11 protein-coding genes are annotated in these 15,622 nt (G+C 67.8%); 3 read left to right on the top strand and 8 right to left on the bottom strand.

The window, feature by feature from the left end; all coding sequences use genetic code 11:
* Positions 1-31 precede the first annotated feature (31 nt).
* Entirely contained in the window at positions 32-850 is an 819-nt protein-coding gene (locus tag VVR41_RS06990) for a hypothetical protein (RefSeq protein WP_368524151.1), read from the top strand.
* 14 nt (positions 851-864) lie between these two features.
* Here VVR41_RS06990 and VVR41_RS06985 read toward each other — a convergent pair whose 3' ends face one another.
* From VVR41_RS06985 to VVR41_RS06955, 7 genes are read right to left on the bottom strand one after another with little or no spacing between them, the layout of a single operon-like run.
* Complete coding sequence (locus VVR41_RS06985; RefSeq protein WP_368524150.1) at positions 865-2,913, bottom strand: ATP-dependent DNA helicase UvrD2; 2,049 nt, start codon at positions 2,911-2,913, stop codon at positions 865-867.
* Positions 2,914-2,918: 5 nt separating this feature from the next.
* Positions 2,919-4,004, bottom strand: a complete 1,086-nt coding sequence (locus tag VVR41_RS06980) for a potassium channel family protein (protein WP_321103873.1) — start codon at positions 4,002-4,004, stop codon at positions 2,919-2,921.
* Positions 4,005-4,050: 46 nt separating this feature from the next.
* Positions 4,051-7,374: an ATP-dependent helicase gene (locus VVR41_RS06975; protein ID WP_368524149.1), complete on the bottom strand. Its 3,324-nt coding sequence runs from the start codon at positions 7,372-7,374 to the stop codon at positions 4,051-4,053.
* Positions 7,367-10,438, bottom strand: coding sequence for a PD-(D/E)XK nuclease family protein (locus VVR41_RS06970; protein ID WP_368524148.1), 3,072 nt, complete (start codon positions 10,436-10,438; stop codon positions 7,367-7,369). The genes VVR41_RS06975 and VVR41_RS06970 overlap by 8 nt, the downstream gene beginning before the upstream one ends.
* An 18-nt stretch (positions 10,439-10,456) precedes the next feature.
* Entirely contained in the window at positions 10,457-11,173 is a 717-nt protein-coding gene (locus tag VVR41_RS06965; protein ID WP_368524147.1) for a hypothetical protein, read from the bottom strand.
* A gap of 10 nt (positions 11,174-11,183) precedes the next feature.
* Entirely contained in the window at positions 11,184-12,128 is a 945-nt protein-coding gene (locus VVR41_RS06960; RefSeq protein WP_321103858.1) for a DUF3152 domain-containing protein, read from the bottom strand.
* A 21-nt stretch (positions 12,129-12,149) separates the two neighbouring features.
* On the bottom strand, positions 12,150-12,374 hold the full coding sequence (locus VVR41_RS06955) for a DUF3107 domain-containing protein (RefSeq protein WP_321103859.1): 225 nt from the start codon (positions 12,372-12,374) through the stop codon (positions 12,150-12,152).
* 148 nt (positions 12,375-12,522) lie between these two features.
* On the opposite strand from VVR41_RS06955, the gene VVR41_RS06950 reads away from it, so the two are divergent.
* Together VVR41_RS06950 and VVR41_RS06945 are read left to right on the top strand one after the other, a co-directional pair.
* The gene (locus VVR41_RS06950) at positions 12,523-13,848 is read left to right on the top strand and encodes a DEAD/DEAH box helicase (protein ID WP_368524146.1); all 1,326 of its coding nucleotides are present in this window, start codon (positions 12,523-12,525) and stop codon (positions 13,846-13,848) included.
* Positions 13,845-15,050 carry a hypothetical protein gene (locus tag VVR41_RS06945; RefSeq protein WP_368524145.1) on the top strand — a complete coding sequence of 402 codons (1,206 nt, stop codon included), beginning with the start codon at positions 13,845-13,847 and terminating at the stop codon, positions 15,048-15,050. Before VVR41_RS06950 ends, VVR41_RS06945 begins: the two co-directional genes overlap by 4 nt.
* Before the next feature lie 5 nt (positions 15,051-15,055).
* On the opposite strand, the gene VVR41_RS06940 is transcribed toward VVR41_RS06945, so the two are convergent.
* Complete coding sequence (locus VVR41_RS06940; protein ID WP_368524144.1) at positions 15,056-15,580, bottom strand: hypothetical protein; 525 nt, start codon at positions 15,578-15,580, stop codon at positions 15,056-15,058.
* Positions 15,581-15,622: the final 42 nt, after the last annotated feature.

The raw sequence follows: 15,622 nt of genomic DNA, 5'->3' as shown, positions 1-15,622 counted from the left end.
AACATGCATTGTTCGGGGGGAAGGCACGTCCATGTTTACGACTGTTCGGCTCGCGCCCGGCGTAGCCGTGATCCTGCGCGGTCCGACGAGCATCCAGTTCGGCGCCGACGCCACGCGCAGCGGCATCGTCGAGACACCACACGCTGCAGAGCTTGTCGCGCTGCTGCGCGAGGCGCGCGAGCCAACCAGTGTTGATGACCTGGTGGCCCGTGCGTGCAGCGAGTGTGCGATGCCCGAACACGAGGCCGCCAGCATCATCGCGGACCTTGTCGCCTACCGCGTCCTTGTCGATTCACCGGAGCACTGCGCGTTGGTGATTGGGCGTAGCGCCTTGAGCAGCGCGGTCAAGCCGCTGCTTCGCGGAGCCCACATCGAGGTGCGCTCCCCGCTGCCCGGCGAAAGCTCGGAGCGCTTCCTCGCCGCCGCAGACGAGACTGCACCCCTGCTCGTGGTCGACCAGCCACTGAGCGCCTCCCACCTGGCGCACCTCACGCGCCGCCGGGTGGGCGCGGTTGTTCCCGCCACGCTTGTCGACGCCCGCGTGATCATCGGCCCCATCGGCCCGTGCCTGCACTGCGCCCACCTCTACCATGTCGACCGCGACGCGAACTGGCCGCATGTGCAGCGCGTGCTGCGGGAGAGCCCCACCACTCCCGACCCGCTCGTCGTGGCCGCAGGCGCGGCCGCCGCCGCGCGCGTCATGCGCCGGCTGTGCGCGGTGCCCGATCCCCCGGGAGTCTCCGCCCCGCCATTGCTGCGCGGCACGCGGATCGTTGTCGACCCGTTCGCCCCCGCTACGGAGAGCGTCGAGGTGCTCAGGTCCCACCCGCGCTGCCCGGCATGCTTCTAGCGTGTTTGGGGTGCTCAGCGGAACTGCGCCAGCGTTTCGAACACTCCCTCGCCGAAGCTTTTCACCTTCATCGGCCCGACCCCGGAGACATCCAGCAGCTCGCGTGGGTCGGCCGGCATGCTCTCGACGATCGACAGCAGCGTCGCGTCCGAGAACACCATGAAAGGCGGAACGTTCGCCTCCCGCGCGACGCCGAGGCGCCACGCCTTTAATGCCTGGAATGCCTCCTCATTGTAGTCCGGGTCGCACTCCGCGTGACGGCCCAGGGACTTCTCCGCAGGTGTGTCCAGGGGGTTGGCGCACACGCGGCAGGCACGCGCCCGCTTCAGCCGCTGCGGGCTCTTCTCCACCTCAAGCTCGGGAGCGATACCGTCGAGGAAGCGCGAGCGGGTGCGGCTCTTGCGCCCGCCTTCCTGGCGCGCCAGCGACCACGACAGGTGCAGGTGCTCGCGGGCGCGGGTAACTCCGACGTAGAACAGTCGGCGTTCCTCCTCGATCTGCTCGTCGCCGGCCTTGATGGCGTGCGAGATCGGTAGGGTGTTCTCCACCAACCCAACCAGGAACACAGCGTCCCACTCCAGGCCCTTGGCGGCGTGGAGGCTGGCGAGCGTCACACCGTCCACGGCCGGCGGCTGCTTCGCTTCGGCGCGCTGGCGCAGCGACCGGAGGACGTCGACAAGCGTGGCGGCCTCGCCGTGGCGGACGATTTCCTCGATGAGATCCACCAGGGCGGACAGGGACTGCCACCGCTCGCGTGCCTGCGTGCCCTCCGGTTCTGTGGGGGTCAGCCCGACCGGCGCGAGGGCCGCGCGGGAGACCGCGACCGGGTCGTCGGGCAGATCGGTGCGGCGCGCGGCAGCCACGAGTGCGTTGATCGCGTCGCGGACCTCTGGGCGCTGGAAGAAGCCCTCCCCTCCCCTGACCTGGTAGTTAATTCCTGCCTCCGCCAGCGCCGCTTCGAAGGCGGCGGATTGTGCGTTAATACGGTAGAGCACGGCGATCTCGCGGGCGGCGACGCCGTTGTTGAGCAGTGTGCGAATCGCTGCCGCGACCTGGCGCGCCTCCGTCGGTTCGTCGTCGTACGACGTAAACGTCGGAGCGGGCCCCGGCTCGCGCATGCCCTCGAGCTCGAGCCGGGTCCCCGCGACGCGCCCGGTCGCCTTAGAGATCACCGTGTTGGCCAGGTCCGTGATTTGCGGGGTCGAACGGTAGTCGCGCTGCAGCTTCACCACGGTGGCGTGCTCGTAGGTCCTGGAGAAGTTGAGCAGGTAATCGGGTGTGGCGCCCGTAAACGAATAGATGGTCTGGTTCGCGTCCCCAACAACGGTGAGGTCGTCTCGCTGGCCGAGCCAGCCCTCCAGCACGCGCTGCTGCAAGGGGGTGACGTCCTGGTACTCGTCGACGACGAAGCTCTGGTACTGGGAGCGGAACTCCTCCGCAATCGCTGGGGCGTTCTCCAGTGCCCCCGCGACGTGCAGGAGCAGGTCGTCGAAGTCGATGAGCATGCCCTCCGGGCTCGTCTTCGACTCTTCGTAGAGGCGGTAGACCTGGGCGACCGTCGCCGCGTCCGCCGGCGGGGTGCGGTGCGACTGCTCGATGCGGGTGACGTAGTCGTCCGCGCCGATGACGCAGGACTTCGCCCACTCGATCTCGCTGAGCAGGTCGCGCACCATTTCTTTGCTCGAGTCCAACCCTGCCGCGCGGGTTGCACGCGCCACCAGGGGGAACTTGTTCTCCAGCAGGCGCCACGGCAGGTCGCCGGCGATCTGCGGCCAGAAGTAGCGCAGCTGGCGCATCGCCGCGGCGTGGAACGTGCGCGCCTGCACCCCGCCGATGCCCATGGCGCGCAGGCGGTCGCGCATCTCGCCGGCGGCGCGCTGGGTGAACGTCACCGCGAGCACCTTGTTCGGCGAGACCATGCCTTGGTCAATCAGGTGCGCGATCCGGTAGGTGATCGTGCGAGTCTTGCCTGTTCCCGCACCGGCGAGAATGCACACAGGGCCGCGCGGAGCCGTGGCGGCAACGCGCTGGTCGGCGTCGAGAAGCGAAAGATCGATCGCCATGCGCCCTACTCCGCGGGGAAGATCGGCTCGGAGGGATGGTGGAAATCGCGCGTGTGTCTCACGTAGAGCAGGCGGTCACCGGGCTCGACGGTCTCAGCCTCCAGGGAGTCGATGCGGTACAGCTCGCCGGAGCGCACCACGCCGAGCACGACATCGGCGAGGTGACGCGGGTTGGCGCCGACCTCGTCGTCACCGATCGGGCGCTCCGCCACGGCGAAGCCCTCGTCGGGGCTGAGCAGGTCCTCCATCATCGCCACCACGGGCGGAGTGACGGTGGCAAGCCCCAGCAGGCGCCCCGCGGTCTCGGCGGAGACCACGACCGAGTCGGCTCCGGATTGGACGAGCAGGTGCTGGTTTTCGCTCTCGCGCACGCTGGCCACGATCATCGCGCTGGGCGCAAGCTCGCGCACGGACAGGGTGACCAGGACGGCTGTGTCGTCCGAGGAGGGCGCGACGACCACTGAGCGGGCCCGGGCCACACCGGCGGTGGTGAGGATCTCCGACTTGGTGGCGTTGCCGCACACCGTGACCAGGCCGCGCTGCTCCGCGCGGGCGAGGACGGACGGGTCGGAGTCGATGACGACAATGTTCGACGGTGCGATGCCGTCGGCGAGCAGCGCATCGACGGCGGAGCGGCCCTTCGTTCCGTAGCCGATGATGATGGTGTGGTTGCGCACGGTGTTCCTCCATTGCTGGATCAGGAGCATCTTTCGGGAATCTTCGGTGAGCACCGACAGGGTCGTGCCGACGAGCAGCATCAGGAAGGCGATGCGGATCGGGGTGACCACCAGGATGTTCATCAGCCTTGCGCCCTGCGTCACCGGCGTGATGTCGCCATAGCCGGTGGTCGAGAGCGAGACCGCGGAGTAGTAGACCGCATCGATGAACGTCAGCGGCTCGCTGTAGCCGTCCTTGTCCAGGTAGACAACGAGCGAGATGATCATCACCAGCGCGATCGCGTACACGAATCGCCGGGTGATCAGCCGCCACGGCGCCAGCCGCTGGGCGGCCGGGATATGGACGGTGTCGAGCAGCGTGTGCACCGGGGTGGACAGCATTGAGCTGTCGCCGCGGAAACGCGCGCGCCACATCGCCTGCGGAAGCGCGTCACTGATCCACTTCACAGAGTCCGTCCCCTCATTGCTCGCTACTGCCCACGAACTTTAGCCCCTCGCGGGAGGAATCCCGAAGCAACTGCGCGAGCTCATCGTGACCGGGGAGATCCGCCGGGCTGTAGTCCTCGCCGGTGCGGACGTAGAAGAACACCGCGCGCACGTTCCGGCCATCACCGGCGATCCGGCGCCATGCCTCCGCATACACGGCGAGCTGGAGTTTCACGGATTCCATGTCGCCGGCCCCCGGCTTCGAGCCGGTCTTCCAGTCCACGACAACCCAGTCGTCGCCGTCCTCGAAGACCGCGTCCATGCGTCCGCGCACGACGGATTCGCCCAGCGCCAGCTCGAACGGGTGCTCCACGAACGCCGGCGTCAATTGTGCCCACCGGCTCGCCTCGAAGTTCGCCTGCAGTTGCTCAAGCACTCGCTTATCGACGTCCGACTCGTCACTTCCCGGCAAGTCATCCTCGCTCAACAGCGGCCGCGCCCCGTAGAACTCCTCCACCCATTCGTGGAAGGCGGTGCCGCGCTTGGCGTAGGTGTTGGGTTTGAACGGCACGGGGCGCCGGGCCCGGCGCGCGAACTGGGCGGGGTCCGCCTTGAGCGCCACGATGTCGGATGCCGTCAGCTCACCGGGGATGACAACGGGCACCTCCGCGCTGCTCAGCGCGGCGTGCTCGTCGATCAGCGCGGTGGTGTCGCGCTCCCACAGGTGGAACAGCTCACCTTCGGCAGCCTCCGGGGTGTGCGTGATTGCGTCGCGCACGAGGTTCGCGGCGTCAAGGTCCGCGGCTGAGGCCGCGTAGTGGGGCCACACCCCCTCGCGCGGCGGGACCGCGTAGTCGCCGTTCTCCGGTTCGGCTGCGCTGAGCGCCCACGAGGCGACGCGGTCGTCCGCGACACGATCGCGAATTGCCGCGAAGTGTTCATACGGTGCCCGCTGGGTCTTTGTGCCCGGTTTGAGCAGCGAGCCGGTGACGATCAACGCGCGCTCCGTGCGGGTGATGGCGACGTAGAACAGGCGCGCGAGTTCCTCGTTGAGCTTTGCCTTGCGCTGCGCGATGTACTCCTTGGCTGCGCTCTCGAATTCGGTCCGGTTCTCCGCGTCCGGGGCGGCGAACTCGTCATCGGGAAGCAGCTTGAGCTTGCTCAGAAACGACTCGGCGTCCGTGCTAAACGTCTTTTCGTCGGCGTGCAACAGCGCCACGGTGTCCCACTCCAAACCCTTAGCCTTGTGCGCGGTGAGGATCTGGACGCGGTCGGTGCGCACAGGCACATCGCCTGGGGTGAGACCGTCCTCATGCTTGCGTGCGAGGGCGAAGTAGTCGAGCAGTGCCTCGACGCTGGTGCCGGGGAACTTGGCTACCTCGTCCAACAAGCGGTCGAGGTGGACTGTGCCTGCGGCAGTGCGCCGGGCGAGCACCTCGGTGCGGATGCCGAAGGTCGAGATGATGTCCGCGAACACATCGGGCAAGCGCTTGCCCAGGCTGCCGGTGCGCAGCGAGCGCAGCTTCGAAGCCAGGTCTTTGAGCCGCGCCAACCCCTCGTCGGAGTACCGGTCGGTCTCACCCAGATCGGCCACCGCGTCGGCCAACCCCGCGGGGCGGTCGCCCGCCGCGGTGATGTTCTCAGCCTCCTCAATCATTTTCGCGAGCTGCTCGCGCAGCCGCGTCTCTGGGTCCGTCGCCTCGGCGACAGGCTCCGCGTCATCTGCGCGGTGCGCCCCTTGCAGGTTCGCCACCCGCCTGGCCAGCGCGTCGAGGTCCGCAAGCCCCAGACCGACAGCGGGGCCGGCGAGGATGCGCAGCGCCGAGGCGGAATCGTGCGGGCGCACGAGCATCGAGGCAACGGCGACGGTGTCGGCGACCTCGGGGACGTCGAGAAGCCCGGCGAGGCCGGAAATCTCGTACGGCACCCCGCGCTTTTCCAGTGCCTCGGCGATGCCTGCCGAGGCCGCGTTCGCGCGGACGAGGACAGCAGCCGACAGCGCCGAGGATGTCTCCTGAGACTTAGCGTGCGCCTGAGCCATCCGGTCGGCGACGAAATCGATCTCCTCCTGGCGGGTTTCGAAGTACCCGAGGGTCACGTCCCCGTCCCCGGCGCCGTCGCGCGGTTCCAGTGGGGCGACCGCGCGGTCGTCTCCGGTGCCCAGCAACGCGTCGGAGACAGTGTTGGCCAGGGTCAGCACGTCTGCCGGGTTGCGCCACGAGGTGGTGAGCTGCATCTTCGGGGCATTACCGCCGCCGGGCAGCGGGAAATCCTCCACAAAGGCAGCCAGGTTCGCCGAGGTCGCACCGCGCCAGCCGTAGATCGCCTGCATCGGGTCGCCCACCGCGGTGACCGTCAGCGGGTGCGCGAACGGGTCGCTCTCCGTCCTGCCCTCGCCGAACAGGCTGCGCAGCAGCACGCGCTGCGCGTGGGAGGTGTCCTGGTACTCGTCGAGCATGACCACCCGGTACCGGCGCCGCTGCGACTCGCCCACGGTCGGGTGTGAGCGCACAAGCTTCGCCGCCACCGACATCTGCTCGTTGAAGGTCACCACGCCGCGGCGGCGCAGCTCGGCCACGAGTTCCTCTACGAGGTCCAGGAACTCGACTCTCTGGACTTGGCGCGCCCTCCACCCGGCCATAGTTGTGGTGAACTCGCCCTTCGTCTTCGACCTCGGGCCCTTCGGCAGATCCTCCGTCTCTTTGAGGAAGTCCGCGGCATGCTCGCGCACCGTGGCAGGTTCGACGAGTTCGTTGCCGAGAGAGCCGACAAGGCCCAGCAGGTCAGCGACGATGGAGTCGATGTCGTAGTTCCTCCCTCCCTCAGGCAGGAGGTTGCCGGAGTAGGACGTGACGACGTCGTGCGCGATCGAGTACAGCTCTGCGTCAGTGATGATGCGCGAGTCCGGTTCTGCGGGGACGAGCAGGCCGTACTCCTTGACCAGCTCTCCGGCGTAGGCGTCGTAAGTGGACACGTGCGGGGCGATCACCGTCAACGAGTCGGCAAGCTTGCCGGTAGGGTCAAGACGACGCACCAGCTCTGTGTTCTCCGCGAGGACCGTGAGCCGGTCCCGGATGCGCTTGCCCAGCTCGCGCGCTGCCTTGCGGGTAAACGTTAGGCCGAGCACTTCGTCGGGTGCGGCGAAGCCGTTGGCGACGAGCCACACGACGCGCGCGGCCATCGTCTCTGTTTTGCCGGCCCCCGCGCCGGCGACGACCAGGAGCGGTCCTGGCTCGGCGCCGATGATGGCGGCCTGCTGATCCGTCGGCGCGTGCTTTTGCCCGAGGTAGCGAGAGAGCACGGTGGGAGTCATCGTCTCGCGGGCGTGCTCGTGGTTTCGGTCGTGCTGGTTAACCATGTGTGATTACCTCTCCTTCGGGCTGGACCGGGCACAGGGCGCGCACTTTGCAATGCTCACAGTGGTCGCCGGTGCGGGCGAGCAGATCGGGGCCGGCCATGGTGTCGGGCAGGGGCATGATCAGCTCCGTGAACGCCTCCAGAGCGTCCGAGTCCTTTGCGGCCTGGACGAGAACCTTGGCGCTCGCCGTTCCTGCCGCGGGGTAGAGCAGGCTGGCCCCGCCGACTGCTGCGGTGTCCTCCCCTGCTGTGGCGGTGACGACGCCGCCGTCTGTGACGACGCCGCATGACAGCGCGAGCTGGTAGGCCTCGAGCTGGGGGTTGTCTTGGACCTTCTCCGCGGTCGGGGTGGTCTTGCCGGTCTTGAGGTCGACGACGTGATAGGAACCGTCGGCTTCGCGCTCCAGGCGGTCGACGCGGCCCACGACCCGCAGGCCCGGCGCGACCTCGACGTCGACGTCGGCCTCGACGGCGACCAACTCGAACGCCGAACGAGACGCGATCATCCAGCGGTGAATTCGGTCGAGCATGGCCTCGAAGTCGGCGAGGTCGCGCTGCGTCTTCCACGGCGGAACATCACTGGCCGCCGCCCGCGCTTCGAGGGCAAGCCGGCGCGCCAGCTCCTCGTCGACCCCACCCGCGATCGCTTCAAGATAGGCGTGGGCAATCTGGCCCCACACGGTTTTGAGCGTGCTATCCATTCCCAGCATGCGCTCGATCACCGAGCGCATCGGGCACTGCAGCAGCGACTCAATGCGCGAGGGTGACAGGCGCGTGCGCTTCGGCAGTGCCTCAAGAGCTGACGGTTCCGTCACCGTCCACCACTGCCCCGGCTCCGCCCCAGGCACGCCGGCCGCGGCGAGGCGAGCAAGCTGGCGCGCCGCCTGGTGCGTGGTTGCCTCGTCGCTGGTGTCCGCGGTCAGAGCGCGACGCAGCTCCGCGATGAGCTCATCATGGGCTAGAACGCGCAGGGTGGAGACCTCCCCATCTCCGGAACTCGCCACGAGCGTGAAGTCGTCGGCTGTGACTGTTGTGTGCGCCACCTCGTAGGCCTTCTCGAACTCCGCGAGGAAGCGCGACGGCTCGATTGCCTCATCGCCGTCCATTCCGTCGATCGCGGTAACGAGGAGGTGTTCGGTGGCGCGGCTGGTGGCGACGTCGAAAAGCCTGCGTTCCTCCTTCAGGCGCTCCACAGTGTGGGAAACGGGAATGGACGGGTCAATGTCGTGGTCGACGAGGTCGATCAATTCCTCTTGCCCGAACATCGTGCCGGTTTCTCCGAGTGACGGCCAGGACTGCTCCTGGACGCCACAGACCACCACGCGCCGGAACTCTCGCCCGGCCACGCCGTGGGCGGTAAGCAAGGAGACCGCGTCGGGTGTGGCCGTGCGGCGGTCGCGCACGCCCGTCGGCAACTCCTGCTCGCGAATGTAAGCGATAAACAGCGCCACACCTGCGGACGCGCGGCGTTCGGTGAAGTCGCCGGCGGCGTCGAAAAGCGCCATGGCTGCATCGAGGTCGCGGTCGGCCTGGGAGCCGCTCGCGCCTCCGCGCAGCGCGATGGCGAGGAGTCGGTTGGCAAGTCCCGTGGCGTTCCATACCGCCCACAGCACTTCTTCAACGCTGCCGTCCTCCGCCAGCGCCGTGCGGCCGGCGTCGAGGACGCTGCGGATGTGGGTGAGGATGTCCAGCTCGCGCTCGGTGAGCATCGTGCCGAAGTCGGGCAGCTCGCCGCGTGTGAGCAGAAGCTCCCTTAGCGTTTCTTCGGCGCGTGCCTCCGGGGCCCACCGGCGCAGCCCGCGCAGCAGGCGACGCAGCGTCACCGGGTCCGTGCCGCCGACGGGGCCGAGGAGGAGATCGCGCCATTCGGCAGCGGTCAACTGCTCGTCGAGGGCCCGCAGGCCGAGCAGCAGGGAGGCGACAATGCGCTGCTCGCTGAGCACCACGTCGGTGGGGTTGAGCGAGGCCGGAACGCCGGCGTGCAACAGGGCACGGCGGACGGGCTCAAGCATTCCGGAGGAGCGGACCACCACCGCCATGTCGCGGTAGTCGACGCCGCCTTCGAGGTGGGCGCGCCGTAGGGTGTCCACGACCACCGCGTCTTGGGTCGTGGCGGCGTCGGCCACGACGACTGCACGCTCCGGCGTGCGGCGGGTGGCACCGAGATCAATCAGTTCGTGCTCCACCCCGCCGAGCGTGCGGAAGAACTCGGGCGACGCGCCGCGGAAGTGGAAGACGCTCTGGTTCTCATCTCCCCCGACCACGCCGAGCTCGGCGCGCTCGATCAAACGGCGCACCAGGTGCGCCGATGCCGGGTCGAGGTGTTGCGCGTCGTCGACGATGACGGTGTGCCACGAGGGTTCGAACGGGAGGCGCGCCGCGGTAGCGACGAGCTCGGAGGCAGACAGGTAGGATGTGCCGGACAGCGCCATGACCTGCTTGTATTCTTCGAGGAAGTCCCCGGACGCGCTCCACACGGGGCGTCCGTGGCGGCGACCCAACTCTCTCAGGTCTGCCGCGTCGAGCTCGCGTTCCACGGCGCGCAGGAGGAAGTCGCGCAGCTGACGTGCGAAACCGAGGAGCGGAAGGGCCGGACGCAGGTCTGCCGGCCAGGTGCCGCGGCCGTCCTCCGCGTGGCCCTGGAGCAACTGGCGGATGACGGAGTCCTGTTCGGCACCCGAGATCAACCGGACAGAAGTGTCACGCTCCTGGCGCACGAGTGCGAAGGCAAAGGAATGAACGGAGCGAACCAGCGGCGCATCCGCCACGTAACCTGAGCCGGCGAGCCGGTCGGACAACTCCACGCGCAACCGGGAGGCAGACTCCTTGGACGCAGTCAGGACAACCACGCCCTGCGGGTCGCGACCAGCGGCGAGCGTGTCCAACACGGTGTCCACAAGGAAGCTGGAGACGCCGGATCCGGCTTCTCCCGTGACCTTGTAGGTTCCGCGGCGGGGAATCTCCACCGGCCACGTGCGTGTGTGGTCCGCACGCTGGCGGGGCACAAGGTACGCAGTGGGAGTGGGCGGGAGCGGGGAACCTGTCGAAGATGAGGCGGCAACCATGCCACCTATTGTGTCAGCCTATGCCGACACGAGAAGCGTCCGCACCCGCGACACTTCCGAATGCATGTTCGAATCCCCTGCCGGGGCCAGGGCTTCCCGGTAGTCGAGAGCGCGCAAGGCGAGCTCCGGCAGGGCCGATATGTGGGCCCAGCGCTGAACGACAGCCTCGTCCACGCTGCGCGAAAGAAGGCCATCGACCATCGCCAACGCCGCGGTGTACCCCACCGGGCGCGGCTGCGAGGTCGGGACGATGTCAGTCATGAGAGGCGGCAGCGACCCGGCAAAGACGCACGAGTGGAAGAAATCCGCGTGCCCGACCTGCCACGGCCCCGGGAATGAGGCGTGCTCCACGTCGCGCCACGCAATGTTCTCTGCCTCGGCCCACCGGTCGGTCCGCTCCAACGCCGGTGTCGCAACACCCACCATTGCCCGGTCGAACGCCATGGCGGCGGCCATCACTTCATCCACGCGAGAGGTGACCGCCCCTTCCGCGAACTCATTCGCTTTGAATCCGCTGACGACGAACCGTCCATCGGTGGAACGCACCGGGCGCGCGACTAACAGGCCATCGATACTGAGGCGGTAGCGCAACTTGGCCGACCACGCGGCGGTGGGGTTCGCCCGGGAGACGACGATGCGCCCGAAGCGCAGGCCGTTGTCCCACGCCGCGCCCACCGGGACGGGTGCGTCGTTGTCTAATTGAAACGTAGCGAGGACGTGGTCGGGGATGTTCACGCCTGCGAGCTTACAAAACTGCGGGGCGCGGGTACGGCCACGGGTTTGGCAGGCAGGTCTCGGGCGAGTCCGGGTAGACCTCATCCGGGTTGAGGGAGTGCAGCTCCGCGTTGCTCAAGCTGAGAGTCTGCTGCATCATCACCGGCGCCAGTTCCCCGTCGGCGGGACAGGCCTCGTGGGCCGCGAAACCAATCGCGTGGCCGACCTCGTGGTTGATGAGGTACTGGCGGTAGCGCCCGAGGTCGCCCTCGAAGGCGGGGGCGCCCCGCACCCAGCGCGCCTCGTTGATCACTACGGTGCTCTCACCCGTGGCCGTCGTACGGCAGCTGACCTCCAAGCCGAGTTGGCCGTCGCACCGCTCACGCGCGGTGCCCACCGACGTGAGCTGAATGCGCAGGTCCGGCTTGTCCGAGGCAGCAACGTGCTCGAAGCGGAAGCGCGGATCGTTGGTCCAACCGCGCGGGTCGGCGAATGTGGCGTCGATAAGCGCGGCGAACGCGTCCGCACCACCGTAAGTGTCCGGGTTGAGTCCATCCTCGATCTCGACGACGTAGCGCACGGTCAGCTCTTCGCCCTGACCCGCGGCCGCTCCGGGCTGGCCGACCTCACGGTATGTTCCCTCACCGGCTGCGGTGAAGGGTCCGCCCGGGGGCAGATCACCCAAGTCGAGGTTGGCCTCCGGCATCTCAGCCAAGGTGCGCGGCTCGGAATCGTGGTGCGGCTCGGCGTGATCTGCATGACCTGTGCCCGCGACTGCCGCCGTGGTTCCAGATGCCGTCGCGACTGCCTGCTCCCCCGGGTTCTGGGCGACGTTGACAAGCACAAACGCTGTTACGACCCCGAGCACCGGGATGGCGTAGGCACGCCAGCCGTACTCACGGGCAAAACGCACGAGGAATGGCTCCTGTGACGTCTCGTCGCCCCGAGGTTCGGCATGAGCAGGGTGGTCTGTCATGGAGTCAAAGGTAGCGCGGGCTTAGGAGGTGAAGCCAACCGTGCGGGCGGTTCCGGCGCCGGCCTCGACGTAGATAATGCGCTCGGTGCGCACGAGGAAGGTGCGGCCGCGGTCGTCGCTCAGGCTGACCGTGGGCTCGTTGTTCTCAATAGCCCGAGTCACCTGCGCGAGGACCTCGTCCTGCTTGCCGCCGGTGGAGACCACGAGTTCACGGGGGCTTTCAGCGAGACCAATCTTGATGTCCATTAATCACGTGTCCTTTGCGTCAAGTGCGATGTAGCGCGTTGTTGAGGAGCACAACTGCTCGGCGTTTCGTACCGGAGTCAGCGCTCCTGGTGCTGCGGTCTGCGCAGCGGTGGCCCCATTGTAACGACCGGGCGCTAAGATAAGGCCCGTGTCCCAACCTGCCGAGCCCACGTTCGCCGAGCTCGGAGTCGCCGCGGAAATCGTGGACGCACTCTCCGAACTTGGTATCACCCGCACATTCTCCATTCAGGAGCTCGCTCTCCCCCTTGCTTTGGCCGGCCGCGACATCATCGGCCAGGCGCGCACGGGCATGGGAAAGACGTACGGCTTCGGCGTTCCGCTATTGGACCGCGTCTTCGACGACGCGGGCATTCCCGAGCTCGACGGCACCCCGCGCGCCTTGGTCATCGTGCCCACCCGCGAGCTCGCCGTCCAGGTGGCATCGGATCTGACTAACGCCGCCCGCCACACACTCGTCCGTGTCATGGCGATTTACGGCGGTCGCTCCTACGACGAGCAGATTGCTGCCTTGACTGACGGCGTCGACGTCGTCGTCGGCACGCCGGGACGCCTCATCGACCTGCATTCACGCGGCGATCTGCGCCTCGACCGGGTTGCGATCCTCGTCCTCGACGAGGCCGACGAGATGCTCGACATGGGTTTTTTGCCCGACATCCAGAAGCTGTGGGCGGCGCTCAACACTCCGTTGCAGACCATGCTGTTTTCGGCCACCATGCCGGGCCCGATCCTCACGCTGGCGCGCTCAATGATGAGCACCCCGCTGCACATCCGTGCGGAGTCGAACGACGCCGCCCCCACCCACGCCACAACCAACCAGATCGCGTTTTTGTCCCACCGCATGGACAAACCTGAGGTCGCTGCGAAGATCCTCCAGGCGTCGGGGCGTGGCAGGACCATCATCTTCGCGCGCACGAAACGTACCGCGGCGGACGTCGCAGACGACCTGGCCGGCCGGGGCTTCGCCGTCGGAGCGGTCCACGGCGACATGGGCCAGGAGGCGCGCGAGCGTGCGCTGAAGGACTTCCGCTCGGGGGAGGTCGAGATCCTCGTCGCAACCGATGTCGCGGCGCGCGGCATCGACGTCGACGACGTCACGCACGTGATCAACTACCAGACCCCCGACGACCCCATGACGTACGTGCACCGCATCGGGCGCACGGGGCGCGCCAACCACTCCGGCACCGCGGTCACCCTGGTCGGCTACGACGAGGCTCACAAGTGGGCACTCATCGACTCGGAGCTGGGACTCGGCATGAAGGATCTGCCGCAGTGGTTCTCCACCTCGCCCGAGCTTTACGACGCCCTCTCGATCCCCGACGACGCCAGCACCTCCGTCGGCCCGGCGCGCACCGTCCGCGGCTCCAAGCCGCGCGACTCGAAGCACCGCGACACCAAGCGCCGTGACACCAAGCCCCGCGGCGCGGCATCCGGTGGCAGGAGGAAGCGTTCATGATGCCTCCGCTTCGGCGCACTCGCGGCGACCTTATCGCCACCGGTGTTATCGCTGTCGTCAGCGCCGCCCTTGTGGGCACCGCGGTACTGACCGCTCCGGTGCGCTCAGCGCATCTTGAGCCCGCGACCGCGGAGGTGGACAACCCGGGCAAGCTGGCGGCTGCCCCCACGCAGCTCCGCGAGTCGTTCCGGCTGCGCGACGAGTCGCCGCGCCTGCGCCCGCTTATCGCCGAAGGCATGATCGTCACCTACGCGGACGGCACGCTCACCGCGACGACGCCCGCCGGCGAGTCCGCGTGGACCTACACGCGCGAGGATGACCTGTGTGCGCTCGACCAGGCGTGGGGCAACGTGGTGGCCACCTACCGTGGTCCCGCCGGCTGCGGCGATGTCGTCTCCATCGACGCACTGACTGGCCAGTACGCCGACACCCGCTCCGCACCCGCCCCCGACACCGTCACTGGAATCTCCTCCAATGACAGGGTCGGTTATGCCTCCCCCACCCGCACCGAACTGTGGCGCTCCGACCTGGTGCGCACCGTTGAGTACGGTGCGGTTGAGGCTCCGCAGGAAGACGACATGCAGCCACACCAGTGCCAGCAGACCTCCGCGCTGACTCGGACAGAGCTGCTCGCGGTCACAGAGGTCTGCGAGGACGGGACGTTCCTGCGTCTGCAGGACACGACCCCTGAGGACTCCCGCAAGCCCGAGATCGAGGCTGATATTGCCATCCCCGAGGGCGCGTACCTGGTCGCCATTGGCCAGGATGCGGCGGCGGTTTATGACCCTGCGACCTCCGAGGTGTCCACCTATTCCACCGAGGGGCTGCGCACGACGACATCCACCGTGCCCGCCCTGCGGGGAGACAGGCGTATCGACGACACCTTCCACGTCCTGCCCACCGCGGACCTGCCGCACCACATGAGCTACTTCGACGGCGCCTTGTTGGTCTTGTTCGCACCGGAGACATTGAGTGTCACCGACGTGTTCGACAACGCCGCAGGCACAGGAGTTGGCGCCGGCGAGACGTTGCTCTTCGCCACCGCCGAGGGCATTGCCGTCGCGCAATGGGACGCGTCCACCATCGAGCAGGTCATCCCCGTCGACCGCGGCGGATACACCGGTGCGGTGTTTGTGGACAGCGCGGGCGCGGGGGTCGTCGAGAAGCGCGGCTCCGACGTCGTGTACCTCGCTGCGGACTAGCCGTCCTACCCGGCGGCGCGCCGCGCGTAGTTTGCCTGAGCGAAGCCCCAGGAGGCGGGGTGGAAGATCCCGCCCAGGGCGGCGACGGCGGAAAGCAACGTGGCCGCGCCGAGGAGAACCGCTCCCCCGGTGAACATGTAGAACGCAACACCGATGAGGATTGCCTCGATAAGCACGATTGCTCCCGTTCCGGTCGCGCGCCCGGAGAAGATGCGCACGGCGGAGTAGGCGACGAAGCCGAAAATGATCGTGATGAATACCGCAGTGCCGACGCCGACGTAGTTCGCGGCCGCCGACTCTGACTGCACACTGGAATCGGCCACGCCACGCAGGTTCGTCACCGCGAGCCACGCCGCGTAGCCGAACAGGACGACGCACTGCAGGAGGACGACGGCGGCGCCGAACTTCAGCGGCGCCGGCGGCTGCCCTGCGATCATCGCATCCGCCTCCCGATCGGGCCCGGACGTTACTTCCGGGTTAACCCGCGGATCAACCTGGGGGTCTGGCTGGTGGCAGTTTCGTCGCGTCATCACTCGTTCAGTCTAAACCGTGGGATCCGCACAATCTTCTCT

This window comes from Corynebacterium sp. LK2510 (genome assembly GCF_040946405.1).
GTDB lineage: Bacteria > Actinomycetota > Actinomycetes > Mycobacteriales > Mycobacteriaceae > Corynebacterium.
Note: the sequence above shows the minus strand (reverse complement) of the source record. Positions and strands in the feature narration are given on the sequence as shown.

What these genes read in the sequence shown, in the direction of transcription:
- VVR41_RS06990 (WP_368524151.1), top strand. Translation starts at nt 32, where the DNA reads ATGTTTACGACTGTTCGGCTCGCGCCCGGCGTAGCCGTGATCCTGCGC.
- VVR41_RS06985 (WP_368524150.1), bottom strand. Translation starts at nt 2,913, where the DNA reads ATGGCGATCGATCTTTCGCTTCTCGACGCCGACCAGCGCGTTGCCGCC.
- VVR41_RS06980 (WP_321103873.1), bottom strand. Translation starts at nt 4,004, where the DNA reads ATGTGGCGCGCGCGTTTCCGCGGCGACAGCTCAATGCTGTCCACCCCG.
- VVR41_RS06975 (WP_368524149.1), bottom strand. Translation starts at nt 7,374, where the DNA reads ATGGTTAACCAGCACGACCGAAACCACGAGCACGCCCGCGAGACGATG.
- VVR41_RS06970 (WP_368524148.1), bottom strand. Translation starts at nt 10,438, where the DNA reads ATGGTTGCCGCCTCATCTTCGACAGGTTCCCCGCTCCCGCCCACTCCC.
- VVR41_RS06960 (WP_321103858.1), bottom strand. Translation starts at nt 12,128, where the DNA reads ATGACAGACCACCCTGCTCATGCCGAACCTCGGGGCGACGAGACGTCA.
- VVR41_RS06955 (WP_321103859.1), bottom strand. Translation starts at nt 12,374, where the DNA reads ATGGACATCAAGATTGGTCTCGCTGAAAGCCCCCGTGAACTCGTGGTC.
- VVR41_RS06945 (WP_368524145.1), top strand. Translation starts at nt 13,845, where the DNA reads ATGATGCCTCCGCTTCGGCGCACTCGCGGCGACCTTATCGCCACCGGT.
- VVR41_RS06940 (WP_368524144.1), bottom strand. Translation starts at nt 15,580, where the DNA reads ATGACGCGACGAAACTGCCACCAGCCAGACCCCCAGGTTGATCCGCGG.